We start from the raw sequence: 15,965 nt of genomic DNA, 5'->3' as shown, positions 1-15,965 counted from the left end.
CGCAAATATCTATATCCTGCATTGGGCTTTCAACGCCTGAAGCACGCGCTTCAGGCGTACGTGTCTCGTGCAAAATAATCCAGGCGCAAAAACATACACTGGATATTGAGGGAGAAGACGACAATGGCTGACGCGGGCAAGGTTGCGGTTGTAACGGGCGCTGGTACGGGTATCGGGCGCGCCGTCGCCCTCACGCTTCATAACGCGGGCTATCGTGTTGCAGTCGCCGGACGCCGAAAGGATCCTCTTGAAGAAACGTTGGCCATGGCGAAGGCAACCGAAGACACGATGCTCATCGCCCCCACGGATGTAGCCGATCCGCTTGATGTTCGGGCTCTCTTCAAGAGTGTGAATCAATCCTTTGGCAGGTTGGACGTACTCTTCAACAACGCAGGCGTTGGCGCGCCCGCCGTGCCAATGGAAGAACTTACGGTCGAGCAATGGCGGAAAGTCGTCGATATCAATTTGTCCGGCGTCTTTTACTGCTGCCAGGAAGCGATCCAGCTGATGAAGTCACAGGATCCGAAGGGCGGCCGCATCATCAACAATGGCTCGATTTCAGCGCATACGCCTCGGCCGTTTACCGCACCTTATACGGCAACCAAACACGCCATTAGCGGTCTCACCAAATCGATTGCTCTGGACGGTCGCGAGCACAACATCGCGTGTTCGCAGATCGATATCGGAAATGCTGCGACAGAGATGACGGAAGCGTTTGCCAAAGGCGTACTTCAAGCTGATGGCCAAAAGCGCCCTGAAGCCCGAATGGACGTCCAGCATGTTGCCGACGCCGTCCTGTTCATGGCGAATCTGCCGCTCGACGCCAACGTCCTCTCTATGACGATTAAGGCAACGACGATGCCTTACGAAGGCCGCGGCTAAGCACCACCCGAAGCACACACAACGAGCGCGCTCGTTTCCGGAGCTATGCGTTGTCCAATGCGTGGCAATGGGGGCAGCGCAGCTTTTGGCCGGTGGGCGGTTCCGGATGCATGATCGTCATCGGCGGATGGATCGCATGGAAGATGTCGCATTCAACCGTGAAAGCATCTTTGGGGACGTTGAATGTGCGGAACTTGAATGCGCCGTCGGTCCCGATGCAATCGTAGAGACCCTGCCGTAAATTCGTATCAGATCGGCCAACGCGGTCGATATAGAATTTTCCGTCCTGGCCCTTATTGCCGATGACAAACACACCACAGGACGACTCCGCCACGAACCTGTCGATGGTTTCATGATCAAGCTGATAGGGACCCACTAACCCTTCCGTAGGCATTGGCTTCGGGCCTTCTGTCGTTAGGCAAAGTCACGTTGAGGAATAGCTTCACCTATACTTGCTTGCCCGAGGCTTGCGGCCAAGAAGGCGCGTTTCCGCAGCGGCTGACAGCACCGGAAAAGCGGCAAAGTCTGCCGGTGCTGTCGTCGATGCGAATCAGTTGACGCGAACCACCTCGACGAGGTTGTCGGAGAATGTCGGGGCATTTCCGAGCCCACAATGCTCATCGGAAGAGATTGAGTTCACGGATCCGTCGGACCGGTTCAGCGAGCGCCAATAACCCAACGTCGCGACGACGACGCCTGAGCGCACGTCATCGGTCACGCGAGCATATCCTTCGAAATCGCCGCGCTTGTTGAACACGCGAACAGGATCGCCTTCGCGGATCTGCCGTGCGGCGGCATCCAAAGGGCTGATCATGACGAACTGCTCACCCTGCCCTTTGATCTTGTGTTCTTCGTTCGCGTAGCAGGAATTGAGGAACCCGTGGCTCTTCGGTGAGATGATGTTGAGGGGATAAAGCTTCGCGAGATCGGGCGCTGTGTCCGCACTCTCGCGTGGTGGGACAAAACCTGGCAAAGGATCGACATCCTCCCCGCTTTGCCTGCCCTCGTACATGTGCCGGAACGGCGGCGCGACGAAGTTTTTTGCGCCCTCGACGAGAAATTGAACCTTGCCAGACTCCGTAGGGAAATTGCCTTCGGCATGTGGCAAGCGATCGTCCGGTGTTCCGACCGCGAGATGGAAGTAGCCATGCTCGCGGAAGTAATCCATGCCCTTGCCGGCCATCGCTGGTGATGACCAATCGATGAAATGTTCGATCTGCTCGGCATCCGACATCAGCAGACGATCATCGCCATCGAACCCCATGGTCCTGGCTAAACGACGGAACAACTCCGAATTGGAAATGGCTTCGCCGCGCGGTTCGATCGCTTTCTGATTGAGGGTGAAATAGAAGTGCCCCCACGAAAACATCATGTCATCGTGTTCGCCCGCCATGGTCGCAGGGAGAATGATGTCGGCATACTTTGCGGTGTCGGTGACGAAATGTTCGGAGACCACCGTGAACAGATCTTCCCGTTGAAGACCTTGCACGATCTTGTTCGTCTCAGGAGCTTGGCTCACAGGATTGGTGTTGTAGCAGAAGAAGCTCATGATCGGCGTGTCGAGATCCATCTCGCCGGTCAGTGCGCGCCCCAGCCGTAGATTGTTGATGACCTGGGTGTCGGGCTTGATCCAGTCCGGGCGGCATACGCGATCCCAATGAATTGGGAACTCCCAAAGCGGCATCTGTAACAGGCCGCCTCCGAGATGCCGCCATGAACCGGCCAGCGCCGGAATAGCACATACGGCGCGGATGGTTTGGCCCCCGCCGTGATGACGTTCCAGAGCGACGCCCATGCGAATGACAGAAGGCTGCGCCGTTGCGAATTCCCGCGCGAATGTTGAGATGTCGGCTGCGCTGACACCGGTAATCCGCTCGACATACTCCGGCGTGAAATCACGCGCACGATCCTTCAGCTCGGGAAAGCCGACGGTATACTTGTCCACCCAGTCTTGATCGACGAGGTCTTGTTCAATCATCGCGTTGATGATGCCCATGGCCAATGCGCCGTCTGTGCCTGGCTTGGGACAGATATGCCAATCGGCGGCCTTGGCAGTTCGCGAGCGATAGGCGTCGATCACGACAACCTTCGCACCCTTCTTCTGTGCTTCTAAAACGAAGGGCCAGTGATGCAGATTGGTGGAGATCGAATTGCACGCCCAGATGACGATGTACTTGGCGTGCACAAAGCTTTCTGGATCTACGCCGCCCGTGGGCCCGACGGTGAGCAGCCAAGCCGTGGATGATCCCGAGGCGCAAAACGTCTTCTCGCAAACGCTGCTACCCAGCCGATTGAAGAACGCATCGCCTGATGTAAGTCCCTGGACGAGCCCTTCGTTGCCGAGATAGCTGTACGGCAGGATTGCCTGAGATCCGTACTTGGCAATGATATCGTCCCAGCGAGATTTAATTTCACTGAGCGCTTCGTCCCATGAGATCTGCTCATAAGCGCCACTGCCCTTTGGTCCTGTACGGCGCAAGGGATGAAGCACGCGATCGGGATTGTAGTGGTGGTCGTGATAGTCCTTAAGCTTGACGCAGAGGCCGCCGCGCGTCATCGGGTGGCTCTTGTTGCCGCGGACATCGACGAGACGGTCATTCACGACCTCGTAGATCATCGCGCAGGTATCGGGACAATCGTGGGGGCAACCGCCGAAAAAGACCTTACCCTTGGGCAGTTCATTCATCGTACGACCTCCGTGAGGATCATGAATTTTAATTCACGGTGGACAGTACACGAGCGACATTTCCGCGCAAGAGACGAAGAAATTATCGGGTCAGGAATCGAAAGGGAACGGAAACGGCCAGTTCCCGATTCACGACGCCCTTTGGAAACGGCGGGAACGGCGCAGCTTTATCGAGGGCTGCAAGGGCCGCTTTGTCGAGCTGCTCGGAGCCAGAGCTTTTTGTAATTTCGCGCGACAGCAATTGCCCTGTCGGAGAGACTGTAAAGCGTACGATCACCGTGCCGCGCCGATTTGTACGCGGATTGACCTTGTGCGCACTGATGTGTCTTTGAAGCTTACCGAGGTAAGCAGTGCGAGCGCTCGCATCCCCACCTTCTTGTGCCTGCGCGGCGGCCTTTAGCTCCTTGACCGATATCTCTTCGACACTTGCCGCGGCCGCGATTTGTTGAGGCTTGATTTCTTTAATGGGCTCTGGCCGCACCTCTTCGGTCACGACCGATTCCTCAACCTGTTCGGCCTTCGCGGTGATGACGTCGGTCAGCTCAGGAACGTCTTTGACTTCGGGCTGATCTGGTGGCGGTTCTTCCTGTGGCGGCTCTTCCGGCTTCAGTTCTTCGATGGTCTCGGGAACCGCTTGCGATGCAACCGCAGTTTGCCCCTCGATCGCTTCGACGTTCTGAGCGTCCATTCCGGTTTGGGCAACCCCTTCCAAGGCAAGCCCCTGCTCGATCTTTAAAAGATCGGCGCCGACACCTTCTTCAAAAGCAGATTGATCTCCGCCGGCCCAGGTAAGGAACGGCAATGCTAGGGCGGCATGCAGCGCCAACGAAATTGCCCACGTTGCAAGTCTCAATCCGCCCATACATCAATCTCAATTCTGCGTAGCGGCATCGTTCCCGGGTGCACTCGCCGGTGCATCCAGCACGCGGCTACCGGTCGATGGCGATGGCTGAGACAGCAATGAAACGCGTTGGTAGCCGCTTTCTCCGACGCGGCCGAGCAACTGCATCACATCCCCATAGGCGCGCGATTTGTCCGCCCGAACGTAAACGACAGTGTCGCCTTCCTGCGCGCGGAGCTGTTCGAGCTGGCTCACAAGTCGTTCCGGTGCGACGGGATCCTCTCGGATATAGAGCGCTCCCTCCGCGTCCAAGGTGACGATCATTGGAGTTTTGGGCTGGCTCAAGCGAGCCGCCGAGGTGTTTGGCAGCTCAACCGGAACACCGGCAACCATCAGTGGCGCAGCAACCATGAAGATGATCAGCAACACGAGCATAACGTCGACCATCGGCGTTATGTTGATCTCGGCGAGGGGCCGATAGGCAGCCTCATCATCGTCGTTAGAAATCGGGTTGATTGAAGCTCCCATTAGGCAGCCTCCTCCCGCGCTCCGGGTCTCTGTCCACGCCGTGCCATTTTCTTGGCGAGAACCGCGATCGAAATGCTTAGTTTTTCCGACGCGCCTCCAAGCCCCACCGCGAACTGGTTATAGGCCATGACGGCGGGAATAGCGGCAGCGAGACCGAGCGCCGTTGCAAATAGCGCCTCCGCAATGCCAGGTGCCACCACAGCAAGGCTGGTGTCCTTTTGCTGGGCGATAGCGGTGAAGCTGTTCATGATGCCCCATACCGTGCCGAACAGACCGATGAAGGGTGCAGCCGAGCCGATCGTAGCGAGGAACGGCAAACCGCCTTCGATGCGCTTCAATTCACTTCTCATCGCGGTTCGCATCGCGCGCTCAAGGCGTGCGCGACGGTCGTTCTGGCTCTCATCCGGCGCAGCACCCTCAGTTGCTTCCGCATAAGCGGCAGCATGGATCGCCCGTGCGATCCGGCTACGCTCATGTCCGGTGAAGCCTTCGCCCTTCGCAGCGGCTTCGAGCTCCCGGCGTGCGCGGCGCACAGACGACATGCGGATGATTTTCTCGAAAATGATTGCCCAGCAAGCGATGGAGGCCAGGACGAGACCGGCCATGACCGACTGAACGACGATATCCGCGTTCAGGACCAAACCGATTATTGAGAGATCGTGAGCAGCCGCGGAAGTTTCACCCACCTGCTTTATCCTCTTTGACGCGTTACTTGGAGAGTTTGGCTTTAGCGAGCGAGGACACCGACATGCGCGATAGGCAGTTGTCGACGCTTTCCGTCGTGTTGCGGCATTCCACGACGTCGTTGACGAGGAAGCTGCCAATGTCGTTGCATGCAACTTTGCTGAGTTCGAACAGCTTTACGATCCGCTTTTCTTTGCGCAGTGGCGCAAGGTCGACAAAGAACCTCTGGTCGACAATTCCGTCCGTGCGGAACAACACGAGATCGAGTTTCAAGGTCTTGAACTCGGTATCCGATTTGTTGTTGACCACAACGTAGATACGGCAGCCGGTGTCAATCGTTTCGAGCTTGTTGAGCTCAACTTCAATTTGACCGTTTTCCGTAGAAGGCGCGGCCTTCGCAGGCTCTTGTTGGTCCTGTGCCATCGTTGAAAGTGGTGCGAAGGCCGTCAGGCACGCGGCCAGTGCGCTCAAGAACGCAAGACGCCAAGATCCCGAATCCGCGACGTTGCGCAGGAATGAACGAACGTCACATTGAAACTGCTTGTGGCTCACTCTGATCCTCCCTTCGTGGGCTCGCTTGGGCGCGGGCGCCGGTGAACATAGATTTTTGCAAGTAATTCGAACCGACTGACCGGAACGAGCGCAGCTAATCGATAGCCCGAGTGTTCTGTAGAGCGCAACATAGATGCCGCCTATTTCAGAGCACATCAATAACCGTAAACATCCTTTGCGGGTGCCGTGTCCCATCCTCATGCCTATGAAGTTGGGCATAGTTGGAGCAATTAACCGAGCGCTGAATTGCGTCAGCGAACAACCGCTTGTCGGCTTAAGAGCCCGATTCTGCAAACCAATTGATCCCGACGGAGGGGACGAGAAGCTACGAGCTCAACGAAGCTTAACATCTCCAGAGCAGTCGTAACGCACATCGAATATATGAAGCAATTCAACTTGATCGCCGCTGTGCGGGTTGGGAAATATTCCCAACCATATATGGGAAATATTCCCTAATGATCGCTGCTGCTGATGCAATCCGAGACATGGACCCTCGGCAAGATGCGCGTTGATAAGGGCAATCCGACTCGCGCGGCTCCATGCTAAAACCAAAAAAGGCCGCTTAAGAGCGGCCCTTTACGGGAAGCGGCATTGACACCCTGGCCACGAAGCCCGGCAGCATACGCACCTCAACGTTAGCACCCGATACGCAATACCTAACTCATGGTGCTGAGGCAGTTTACGCCAATAATCGTTGCGGTTTTGCGAAAAAGGCCAAAAAAATTGCCTGAAAAGCCCGTTTGTTAAGTGAATCACTTGGAATCCGGTTTGTCCGTTGGGCTTTCGACGTCTCTTTCTCCGGGCCACAAAAGCCAACTCATGACCGGTGCAATGACAGGATAAGGAAACACCCCGATCACTGCCGCGAGCGCCCGGTTGAGTAGCCCTGGCACGATAAGCCGATGCCCCATGCTGTAACCGCGATAGATACTGGCTGCTACGGCGTCAGCCGACATCGACATGGGCAGCCGCCGGTAGAGCGCGTTCTCAGCTCCCATGTCGGCATGAAAATCCGTATCGACCGGGCCGGGGGCTACAGCCGTGATGCGGACACCGGTCCCGGCTTCCTCTTGCGCCAGCGATTGGCTGAGCGAAATGACGAACGCTTTGCTGGCGTAGTACATCGCCTGATAAGGACCCGGAACGAACCCTGCAAAAGACGCGACGTTGATAATGCCACCCCGCCCGCGAGGTGACATGCTACCCACCGCATGATGCGTCAGGCGCGTTAGGGTTGAAATGTTCAATGCAATGAGGCGTTCGATATCCGCCGTCTCTTGCTCTGCGAACCGGCCCGACAAGCCCATGCCAGCGCAGTTGACGAGAATGTCGAGGTATAGGTCTGCCGCTAAGAGCGCTTTATCGATCTGAGCGCCTGAATCCTCAACGGTGATATCGAGTGGTATCGCAAGGGGCCGTTGGCCGGTTGCTGCTGCGATTTCGTCGACAGCCAACGACAGAGCTTCAGCGCCCCGTGCCACAATGGCCACGGGCTTGCCGGTTTTCGCAAACCGCTTTGCCAGAGCGAGGCCTATACCTTTCGACCCGCCGGTAATGACGACGGCTGGGGTGAGGCCGCGCACCGCCGCGACAGCCTCAAGGGAAACACGCGCACGATGCGCCAGTCTGACATCAACAATCCCAGGTAATCTCATTCAAATTGCCTAGCTGTTGTGGCTAACGGACGTCAGGTCCGCACCCGCGTCTGGTGTTATCGAGGAGTGCTTCACGAACCTGACAAGCGGCATCGGGTATAGGTGTCGTTGTTGAGATAGACAGGGGTTGGACATCCGCTCGTGAGCACGTGCTCGCTGATCATGGACTCAGGACCTGAAATTTTTATGAGCTGAACACATGCAATTACTTCTGCAACCATTTGCTCCTCGATATCTCGCGCTCACTTTAACGCTCTTCTTGTCCGTCCTGTTCGCCATTCTTGCGTATTTCGCAGCGGATTGGCGTGCAATTTTGATTGTACCTCTGGCGGGCTTTGCGGCTCTTTCGCTCATCGGACTGCGTGATATCACCCAGACGCGCCACGCGATTTTGCGAAACTATCCTCTTCTCGCGCACCTGCGCTTCATTTTCGAAGAGATACGGCCGGAGATGCGCCAGTACTTCTTCGAGGGTGAGAAAGACGGCCGACCCTTCAGCCGCGATCAGCGCGCCATCGTCTACCAGCGCGCCAAGAGCGCGCTCGACAAGCGCCCCTTCGGAACCCAGTACAACGTGTACGAGGACAGTTACGAATGGCTGACGCATTCGATGGTGCCCAAGGACGTTAGCGCGGAATCGTTGCGCGTGCTCGTTGGCGGCCCTGATTGCGCTCAACCTTACTCGGCGTCTGTGCTGAACATCTCGGGCATGAGCTTTGGCGCTCTCAGCCCCAATGCCATCCGCGCTCTGAACCGAGGTGCGGAACTCGGAAATTTCGCGCACACCACCGGCGAGGGCTCCGTCAGCAGATACCATTGTGAGAATAAGGGCGATCTCGTTTGGCAGATCGGCTCAGGGTACTTCGGATGCCGGGACGAACACGGTAATTTTTGCCCCGAGCGTTTCGCCGATACAGCCGCTCTTGATCAGATCAAAATGATTGAAGTGAAGCTAAGCCAAGGCGCGAAGCCAGGCCACGGCGGCGTTCTCCCGGCAGCGAAAGTCAGCGAAGAGATTTCCGAAGCTCGCGGAATCCCGATGGGGTTTGATTGCATTTCGCCAGCGTACCACAGTGCCTTTTCAACGCCGATCGAACTGATGCTTTTCCTAGCTGAGCTTCGCCGCCTCTCAGGTGGAAAGCCCGTCGGGATAAAACTATGCTTGGGTCATCCCTGGGAGTTTCTGGCGCTCGTAAAAGCAATGTTGGAAACCGGTGCGCCGCCCGACTTCATTGTTATCGACGGAAAGGAAGGGGGTACCGGGGCCGCACCATTGGAGTTCGTCGATCACATCGGCATGCCGCTGCGCGATGGATTGTCTTTTGCGCATAACGCGCTTGTCGGTGTCGGATTCCGCCAGCGTGTGAAACTGGGGGCCAGCGGTAAAATCATCAGTGGCTTCGATATGGCGCGGGCGATGTCGCTTGGTGCCGACTGGTGCAATTCCGCGCGCGGATTCATGTTTGCCGTCGGCTGTATCCAGGCTCAGGCGTGCCATACCGATAAGTGTCCGGTCGGAGTGACGAGCCAGGATCCTGCACGTTGGCGCGCGGTTGTCGTTCCGGACAAAGCGGAACGCGTACGCAGATTCCAGGACGCAACTGTGAAGGCTTTGGCAGAGCTGGTCGGTGCAGCCGGGTTGACGCACTCGCAGCAGCTCTCTGCCCATCATTTCTATCGGCGCGTCTCACAGCGGGAATACATCACCTTTTCCCAGCTGTACCCGACCTTAAAGAACGGCGAGCTATTGGACGGAACAGACGATCCAAGATTCCGCGAGGCCTGGAACATGTCGCGACCCGATCGGTTTGACCAGCATCCCGCGGGATAGTTGGCAAGCTATTCAGCGTAAGTATGGAACTGATCAGCGAGCCACGTCATCTGCGCGCTCAGACGCGGAATGGTCTTCGTCGCAAGCGTGGCTCTGGCCTTGAGGGCAAGGTCCTGAGGGATTCGTCCCAACTCACGGCGCCGCGCAATCAGGGTGATCGTCCTCTGGAACTTGGGGCCGGGCAGTGACGCGGCCTGCACTGAAGCCGCAAGGCCCGACTCAGCCAGACATAAAGGCGTCGTGATCGCAAACCCTGCGTCCGCGCCGACACGCGCGGAAACGCCATACGGAGCGTCGAATTCGATATGGCGCGCCGGATGAATTCCGAGGCGCCGCAGATGCCGTTCTATTTCAATGCCGGTTTTCGAGCGCCCGCTGTAGCGAATGAGCGGACGCGTTTGCGCGAGTTCAACGAGGCCAGCGAGAGTGTTCGGGATAGGATCCCCTCGTGGCATCAGGAGAATGTAGGGCTCGGTAAACAAAGGCCAGCGCTCAAGACCATCGACCTCCTCCATATCATCGACGCCGCAGAAAATATCGAGGTGGCGTGTCAGAAGGGCGATGCTGTGATCGGCTGTGAGCCCTGAAAGGATTGAGACATCATCGGCCCGGCTGCTCAGCGTATCCGCAATAACGCCAGTGAGTTCCCGCGATATCGAATCGACCAGCCCGATCCTCAGCCGCGGCAATCGCTTTTTCACCGCTTCGTTTAACAGCGGGGCGATCTCGCGGGCATCAGTCAGGAGCATAACTGCGCGGTCGCGCAGCACGGAACCGGCAGAGGTGAGCGCCAGGGGTCGGACGCTGCGATCGAATAATTTCAGCCCCATACGCTCTTCAAGATCGCCGACAGCCAAAGAAACCGCAGGCTGTGTGAGCGATAGCGCGCGCGCTGCCGCCGCCATCGTGCCTGTTTCACAGACAGCCAGGAAAATTTCGAGTGAACGCAAGTCAAACGGTAGCGTGCCAAGTCTTGGAGCCATGCGCATACTATAAGTAACGCTTATATCGCGCGCAAATGCTTGCGGGGATATGAAGTTCAAGAAAGCTCCACACAACCGCGCAGTCATAAAGAGACGTCCGATGACGACGAACGATCGCTATTCGATTTTTTCGATCCTACGACAGGCCTGGCGCGGAAACACCGGTTGGAAGCCCGTTTGGCGCGACGTTGCCCCCAAGCCTGCATACGATGTCGTAATTGTCGGCGGTGGCGGACATGGTCTCGCAACGGCGTACTATCTGGCGAGCCAGTACGGCAGACGCCGCATTGCCGTCGTCGAAAAGGGCTGGATTGGCTCTGGGAACGTCGGCCGTAATACGACGATCATCCGCTCGAACTATTTGCTGCCCGGTAACGTCCCCTTCTACGAACTCTCCATGAAGCTCTGGGAAGGGCTCGAGCAGGATATCAACTACAACGCGATGGTGAGCCAGCGCGGTGTGCTCAACCTTTATCATTCTGATGCACAACGCGATGCGTATGCGCGGCGGGGCAACGCTATGCGGCTGCATGGTGTGGACGCCGAACTGCTGGACGCCGCTAAAGTACGTCGGCTCGTGCCCTTCTTGGATTTTGAGAACGCGCGTTTCCCGATACGCGGAGGGCTTCTGCAGCGCCGAGGTGGGACTGTCCGCCACGACGCCGTGGCATGGGGCTATGCACGTGCCGCCGATCGATTAGGTGTCGACATCATTCAGAACTGCGAAGTCATCGGTATTCGCGTGGACGGCGGCCGGGCGATGGGGCTCGACACCAGCCGCGGCTATATCGGCGCGCGCCAAATCGGTGTTTCCGTTGCGGGAAGCTCTTCGCGTGTCGCAGCGATGGCAGGTTTACGTCTGCCAATCGAAAGTCATGTGCTGCAGGCGTTTGTTAGCGAGGCGGTCAAGCCGTTCGTAGGTGGCGTCGTAACGTTCGGCGCTGGGCACTTCTATATCAGCCAATCTGACAAGGGTGGCCTCGTCTTCGGGGGCGATATCGATGGCTACAATAGCTACGCCCAACGCGGAAATCTCCCTGTCATGGAGGACGTCTGTGAAGGAGGCATGGCATTGATGCCGCGGCTCGGTCGCGTACGCATGCTCCGGCAATGGGGCGGTCTGGTGGACATGTCGATGGATGGCAGTCCGATCATCGACCGTACGCCTGTTGAGGGGCTCTATCTCAATGCCGGCTGGTGCTATGGCGGGTTCAAAGCAACCCCTGCTGCCGGTTTATGTTTTGCCCACCTCCTGTCGTGTGACGAACCCCATGACGTTGCGCGCGGCTATCGGCTCGATCGCTTTGCCACTGGTCATGCCATCGATGAGAAGGGCATGGGCCCCTATCCAAATCTTCACTAGGCGAAATTCACGAGGAAGGCGCAGCCATGCGGATCAATTGCCCCTGCTGCGGGGAGCGTAGCCTTGATGAGTTTGTTTACTACGGTGACGCTGACCTTCGCCGGCCTGACCCGCAGGACGAGGAGGCTGGCGCGAAGTTCATCGCCTACGTTTACGAGCGCACGAACCCGAGCGGTTTCCACCGCGAACTCTGGTATCACGGCCTGGGATGCCGCACCTGGATTGTCGCTGAGCGCGATACCCGAACCCACGAGATATATGCAACGTGCCGCGCCGTTGACGGCGGTGCGCCCGAGGGGGCAGCCGCTGATAGGGAGCGGTCCTGATGTCGGAGCGTGATGCTAGCAAGGAGGCGTCGCAATCGTTTCGCGTCCCGGGCATGGGATCGATCGATACCACGCGTACAATTACCTTCACATTCGACGGGCGCATCTACGAAGGCCATCCTGGCGATACGCTAGCCTCGGCATTGCTTGCGAACGGTGTTCGGCTTGTTGGCCGCTCGTTCAAGTATCATCGCCCGCGGGGAATTCTGTCAGCCGGTTCGGAGGAGCCGAACGCACTGGTTGAGCTACGGACTGGCAACCGACGCGAACCCAACACCAAGGCAACGACGGTGGAGCTGTACGATGGCCTGGAGGCATCGAGCCAGAACCGTTGGCCGTCGCTCGCTTTCGACGTCTTGTCCATCAACCAGCTCGCCGGTTCGGTCCTGTCCGCTGGGTTCTATTACAAGACCTTTATGTGGCCGGCCGCGTTTTGGGAGAAACTATATGAGCCGGTGATCCGGCGTGCTGCAGGCCTGGGCCGCGCCGCGAGCGAGGCTGACCCTGACAGCTACGACAAGGTCACGGCGCATTGCGATGTGCTCGTGATCGGCGGTGGCCCTGCTGGACTGGCCGCAGCTTTGTCTGCGGCGAGCGCGGGGGCGCGCGTCATCATCGCAGACGAAAACCCCGAACTCGGCGGTCGCTGCCTGGCCGAAAAACGCACCATCGACGAGATGCCGTCAGCGGTGTGGGCGAAACACGCCCAAGAGAAGCTGCGTTCGACCAACGAAGTCCGGGTGCTGACCCGCACCACTGTCTTCGGCGTTTACGATGGCCGAACCTATGGTGCGCTGGAGCGCGTCAGCGATCATCTTCCGGTCCCGCCGCAACACCAACCTCGGCAACGTTTGTGGCGGATCATTGCCAAGCGTGTCGTCCTCGCATCCGGCGCTACTGAGCGGCCAATGGTGTTCGGCGAAAACGACCGACCCGGCGTCATGTTGGCAGGAGCCGTGCGCACCTACATCAACCGGTTTGGTGTCGTTCCAGGGCGCCATGCGGCTGTTTTTGCCAACAACGATGACGCGATCACAACGATTGCGGACATTCAGCGCGCAGGTGCGGAGGTCGTCGCCTATGTCGACTCGCGCAAAGAGCTGTCTCCCGCCGTTCTGGCGGTACTCTCCGAAGCCGGCGTTGACGCGATACTCGGTGGACATGTTGAGTCCACCACCGGCACGCGCCACATCACCGGCGCAACCGTGAGAACGGCCGACGGCGAAATTCGCAACCTGCCTTGCGATCTGATCGCCATGTCAGGGGGGTGGAATCCCAATCTCCAACTGGCAACACATCTCAACGCGCGTCCGCATTGGAACGAAACGATAGCCGCGTTCGTACCGAGCGCGTTGCCGCCGGGAATGGCCGTCGCAGGCGCGGCGAACGGATTGCTCACCTTGGCCGAAGCGCTCGCTTCTGGCGCGCAACTCGGAATCGAAGCGGCCCATGAAGCCGGACGTCCCGCCGTTGAAGCACGATCCTATTCCACGACACCCGAAGCCTCGAGCATTGCACCGCTATGGCGCGTGCCTGAAACGAAGGGCAAAGCCTTCGTTGATTTTCAGCATGACGTCACAACAGACGATGTCGTCTTGGCGCATCGGGAAGGCTTCGCGGCGGTCGAACACCTCAAACGATACACCACCCTCGGTATGGGGACGGACCAGGGCAAGACGTCCAACGTAAACGCTCTGGCAATCATGGCGGCATTGACTGAGAGCACCATACCGGCGGTCGGCACGACGACGGCGCGTCCACCCTATACGCCTGTCGCAATAGGAGCTTTGGGCGGCGCGCATCGAGGTCGGGATTTTAAGCCGGAGCGTCTGCCGCCGTCCTACAAATGGGCGCGCGAACAAGGCGCCGTCTTCACGCAGGCTGGCCTATGGCTCCGCCCTCAGTACTTTCCGAGACCGGGAGAAAGAGACTGGCAGGAAACGGTCTTTCGTGAAGTGGACACCACGCGAAACGCCGTTGGCATCTGTGATGTCTCGACGCTCGGCAAAATCGATGTCCAGGGACGCGACGCCATAAAGTTTTTGGAGAGCATCTACATCAATAACTGGGGCTCGCTCGCTGTAGGCCGAGCGCGCTACGGCGTCATGCTGCGCGAAGACGGTATGGTTCTGGATGATGGCACCACCGCGCGGTTGGGCGAGCATCACTTCCTTATGACCACGACAACAGGCAACGCGGCCAAGGTTCTTCAGCATCTTGAGTTCTGCCGTCAGTGCCTGTGGCCGGACTTGGATGTTCAGCTAGCACCCGTTACTGACCAGTGGGCCCAGTTCTCTATGGCGGGACCAAAGTCTCGTGACCTGCTGCGTAAGATTGTCGATTCCGAATTCGATATTTCCGATGCCGCGTTCCCTTACATGGCTGCGGGCGAGGTGGCCATTTGCGGAGGCCTCAAGGCGCGTTTGTTTAGACTCTCGTTTTCCGGCGAGCGCGCTTACGAGATCGCAGTGCCAAGCCGATACGGCGATGCCCTCATCCGTCGGCTCATGACGGCCACCGAAGAGTTCGACGGAACCGCCTATGGCACCGAAGCCATGGGCGTCATGCGCATTGAGAAAGGCCATCTCGGCGCGGCAGAAATGAACGGCACGACTACAGCATACGATCTAGGTCTGGGGCGCATGATGTCGGACCGTAAGGATTTTATTGGCCGCACGCTGGGCAGCCGGAGTGGTCTTATGGATCCTGATCGCCCCAGGCTTGTCGGGTTGCGCCCCATCAATCCCAAACACAAAATTTCTGCTGGTGCACATCTTCTGCCGCAGAAGGCGCACCGAACGGCTGCAAACGATGAAGGCCACGTCACCTCAGCCGCGTTTTCCCCCATACTGGGGCACACAATCGCACTCGGCCTGTTGAAGAGGGGCCCTGAACGAGTGGGAGAGATTGTCGGCGTTTGTGATCCCGTGCGTGGGCGTGACATCCTGGCCAAGGTCGTCTCCCCGGAGTTTTTCGATCCCAGTGGAGAGAAGCTGCGTGGTTGATCAATTGATAACTTTGCCCGCGTTCCCCGCGCCGTCTATCGAGCGTGCGGATCAGGTTAGGATCGTCGCGCGTGAGAACGTGCAGATCGTTGGGATAACGGCTCGGGAAAGAGAAACGGAATCGCTCGTTTTGGCGTTTCGCGCGGTCTACGGCCTGGATCTGCCGATGAAGCCGGCTCGCGTCGAAAAAGATGGCTTAGCTGTCGTGTGGGCCGGTTGGCACCAATGGTTGTTGATGTCCGACGTCGCGGCTGTTCCTGATCTGGAACAAATCATGCGGGCCGACTTTGGTGGCTATGCTGCCGTCGTCGACCACAGCGATGCTCGCGCTATAGTTGCGGTGTCTGGACGTCGCGCACGCGACCTTCTGGCCAAGGGTGTCTCTATCGATCTGCATCCGCGCGTGTTTACGACTGGTGACGCCGCCGCGACGGCGATTTCACATGTCGGTATGCACATTTGGCAAACGGATGAGAAGCCGACCTTTGAACTGGCGGTCCCCCGCACCTATGCAGATAGCCTGTGGCGCTGGATGGAGCGTGCAAGCGCTGAGTATCAAAATAGTGATAGTTTATTGTAGGCTCAAAAAACCGCAAAGCTGCGGTAAGTCTTGCGAAATACTGAGCGTT

14 protein-coding genes are annotated in these 15,965 nt (G+C 58.1%); 6 read left to right on the top strand and 8 right to left on the bottom strand.

Annotation, left to right across the window (positions count from 1 at the left end; genetic code table 11):
- Positions 1-123: 123 nt before the first annotated feature.
- Positions 124-882 (top strand): SDR family oxidoreductase, encoded by a 759-nt coding sequence (locus tag BLS30_RS05065; RefSeq protein ID WP_046477263.1) that lies wholly within the window; start codon positions 124-126, stop codon positions 880-882.
- Positions 883-925: 43 nt separating this feature from the next.
- Here the strand turns inward: BLS30_RS05065 and BLS30_RS05060 are convergent, their stop codons facing one another.
- From BLS30_RS05060 to BLS30_RS05030, 7 genes are all read right to left on the bottom strand, one after another.
- Positions 926-1,276, bottom strand: coding sequence for a hypothetical protein (locus BLS30_RS05060; protein WP_139165290.1), 351 nt, complete (start codon positions 1,274-1,276; stop codon positions 926-928).
- A 156-nt stretch (positions 1,277-1,432) separates the two neighbouring features.
- Positions 1,433-3,568, bottom strand: a complete 2,136-nt coding sequence (locus tag BLS30_RS05055) for a molybdopterin-containing oxidoreductase family protein (RefSeq protein ID WP_090226997.1) — start codon at positions 3,566-3,568, stop codon at positions 1,433-1,435.
- A gap of 82 nt (positions 3,569-3,650) precedes the next feature.
- Positions 3,651-4,430 (bottom strand): TonB family protein, encoded by a 780-nt coding sequence (locus BLS30_RS05050; RefSeq protein ID WP_090226994.1) that lies wholly within the window; start codon positions 4,428-4,430, stop codon positions 3,651-3,653.
- A 9-nt stretch (positions 4,431-4,439) separates the two neighbouring features.
- A complete protein-coding gene (locus BLS30_RS05045) occupies positions 4,440-4,937 on the bottom strand; it encodes an ExbD/TolR family protein (protein ID WP_046477272.1) in 498 nt (165 codons plus the stop codon).
- Positions 4,937-5,632, bottom strand: a complete 696-nt coding sequence (locus BLS30_RS05040) for a MotA/TolQ/ExbB proton channel family protein (protein ID WP_046480001.1) — start codon at positions 5,630-5,632, stop codon at positions 4,937-4,939. Before BLS30_RS05040 ends, BLS30_RS05045 begins: the two co-directional genes overlap by 1 nt.
- 13 nt (positions 5,633-5,645) lie before the next feature.
- Entirely contained in the window at positions 5,646-6,173 is a 528-nt protein-coding gene (locus BLS30_RS05035) for a hypothetical protein (protein WP_052743720.1), read from the bottom strand.
- A gap of 752 nt (positions 6,174-6,925) precedes the next feature.
- On the bottom strand, positions 6,926-7,828 hold the full coding sequence (locus BLS30_RS05030; RefSeq protein WP_052743721.1) for an SDR family NAD(P)-dependent oxidoreductase: 903 nt from the start codon (positions 7,826-7,828) through the stop codon (positions 6,926-6,928).
- Between the two features lie 199 nt (positions 7,829-8,027).
- Here BLS30_RS05030 and BLS30_RS05025 point away from each other — a divergent pair, with 199 nt between their 5' ends.
- Positions 8,028-9,659 carry an FMN-binding glutamate synthase family protein gene (locus BLS30_RS05025; RefSeq protein WP_046477273.1) on the top strand — a complete coding sequence of 544 codons (1,632 nt, stop codon included), beginning with the start codon at positions 8,028-8,030 and terminating at the stop codon, positions 9,657-9,659.
- A gap of 8 nt (positions 9,660-9,667) precedes the next feature.
- On the opposite strand, the gene BLS30_RS05020 is transcribed toward BLS30_RS05025, so the two are convergent.
- Positions 9,668-10,642 carry a LysR family transcriptional regulator gene (locus tag BLS30_RS05020; protein ID WP_076605380.1) on the bottom strand — a complete coding sequence of 325 codons (975 nt, stop codon included), beginning with the start codon at positions 10,640-10,642 and terminating at the stop codon, positions 9,668-9,670.
- A gap of 100 nt (positions 10,643-10,742) precedes the next feature.
- Between BLS30_RS05020 and BLS30_RS05015 the strand changes: the two genes are divergently transcribed.
- From BLS30_RS05015 to BLS30_RS05000, 4 genes are read left to right on the top strand one after another with little or no spacing between them, the layout of a single operon-like run.
- Complete coding sequence (locus BLS30_RS05015) at positions 10,743-12,005, top strand: sarcosine oxidase subunit beta family protein (RefSeq protein ID WP_046480004.1); 1,263 nt, start codon at positions 10,743-10,745, stop codon at positions 12,003-12,005.
- Positions 12,006-12,031: 26 nt separating this feature from the next.
- Complete coding sequence (locus BLS30_RS05010) at positions 12,032-12,331, top strand: sarcosine oxidase subunit delta (RefSeq protein WP_090226990.1); 300 nt, start codon at positions 12,032-12,034, stop codon at positions 12,329-12,331.
- On the top strand, positions 12,331-15,336 hold the full coding sequence (locus BLS30_RS05005) for a sarcosine oxidase subunit alpha family protein (RefSeq protein WP_090226986.1): 3,006 nt from the start codon (positions 12,331-12,333) through the stop codon (positions 15,334-15,336). The genes BLS30_RS05010 and BLS30_RS05005 overlap by 1 nt, the downstream gene beginning before the upstream one ends.
- The gene (locus tag BLS30_RS05000; RefSeq protein WP_170832409.1) at positions 15,329-15,916 is read left to right on the top strand and encodes a sarcosine oxidase subunit gamma; all 588 of its coding nucleotides are present in this window, start codon (positions 15,329-15,331) and stop codon (positions 15,914-15,916) included. The genes BLS30_RS05005 and BLS30_RS05000 overlap by 8 nt, the downstream gene beginning before the upstream one ends.
- Positions 15,917-15,965 lie beyond the last annotated feature (49 nt).

The sequence above is a fragment of the Filomicrobium insigne genome (assembly GCF_900104305.1).
In the GTDB taxonomy this organism is placed as follows: domain Bacteria; phylum Pseudomonadota; class Alphaproteobacteria; order Rhizobiales; family Hyphomicrobiaceae; genus Filomicrobium; species Filomicrobium insigne.
The sequence above is the reverse complement of the archived record's forward strand: the minus strand, read 5'-3'. Positions and strand labels throughout refer to the sequence as shown.

Bases quoted from the DNA above. Each gene is read 5' to 3' on its own strand.
- BLS30_RS05065 (WP_046477263.1), top strand. From the start codon at position 124: ATGGCTGACGCGGGCAAGGTTGCGGTTGTAACGGGCGCTGGTACGGGT.
- BLS30_RS05060 (WP_139165290.1), bottom strand. From the start codon at position 1,276: ATGCCTACGGAAGGGTTAGTGGGTCCCTATCAGCTTGATCATGAAACC.
- BLS30_RS05055 (WP_090226997.1), bottom strand. From the start codon at position 3,568: ATGAATGAACTGCCCAAGGGTAAGGTCTTTTTCGGCGGTTGCCCCCAC.
- BLS30_RS05050 (WP_090226994.1), bottom strand. From the start codon at position 4,430: ATGGGCGGATTGAGACTTGCAACGTGGGCAATTTCGTTGGCGCTGCAT.
- BLS30_RS05045 (WP_046477272.1), bottom strand. From the start codon at position 4,937: ATGGGAGCTTCAATCAACCCGATTTCTAACGACGATGATGAGGCTGCC.
- BLS30_RS05030 (WP_052743721.1), bottom strand. From the start codon at position 7,828: ATGAGATTACCTGGGATTGTTGATGTCAGACTGGCGCATCGTGCGCGT.
- BLS30_RS05025 (WP_046477273.1), top strand. From the start codon at position 8,028: ATGCAATTACTTCTGCAACCATTTGCTCCTCGATATCTCGCGCTCACT.
- BLS30_RS05020 (WP_076605380.1), bottom strand. From the start codon at position 10,642: ATGGCTCCAAGACTTGGCACGCTACCGTTTGACTTGCGTTCACTCGAA.
- BLS30_RS05015 (WP_046480004.1), top strand. From the start codon at position 10,743: ATGACGACGAACGATCGCTATTCGATTTTTTCGATCCTACGACAGGCC.
- BLS30_RS05010 (WP_090226990.1), top strand. From the start codon at position 12,032: ATGCGGATCAATTGCCCCTGCTGCGGGGAGCGTAGCCTTGATGAGTTT.
- BLS30_RS05005 (WP_090226986.1), top strand. From the start codon at position 12,331: ATGTCGGAGCGTGATGCTAGCAAGGAGGCGTCGCAATCGTTTCGCGTC.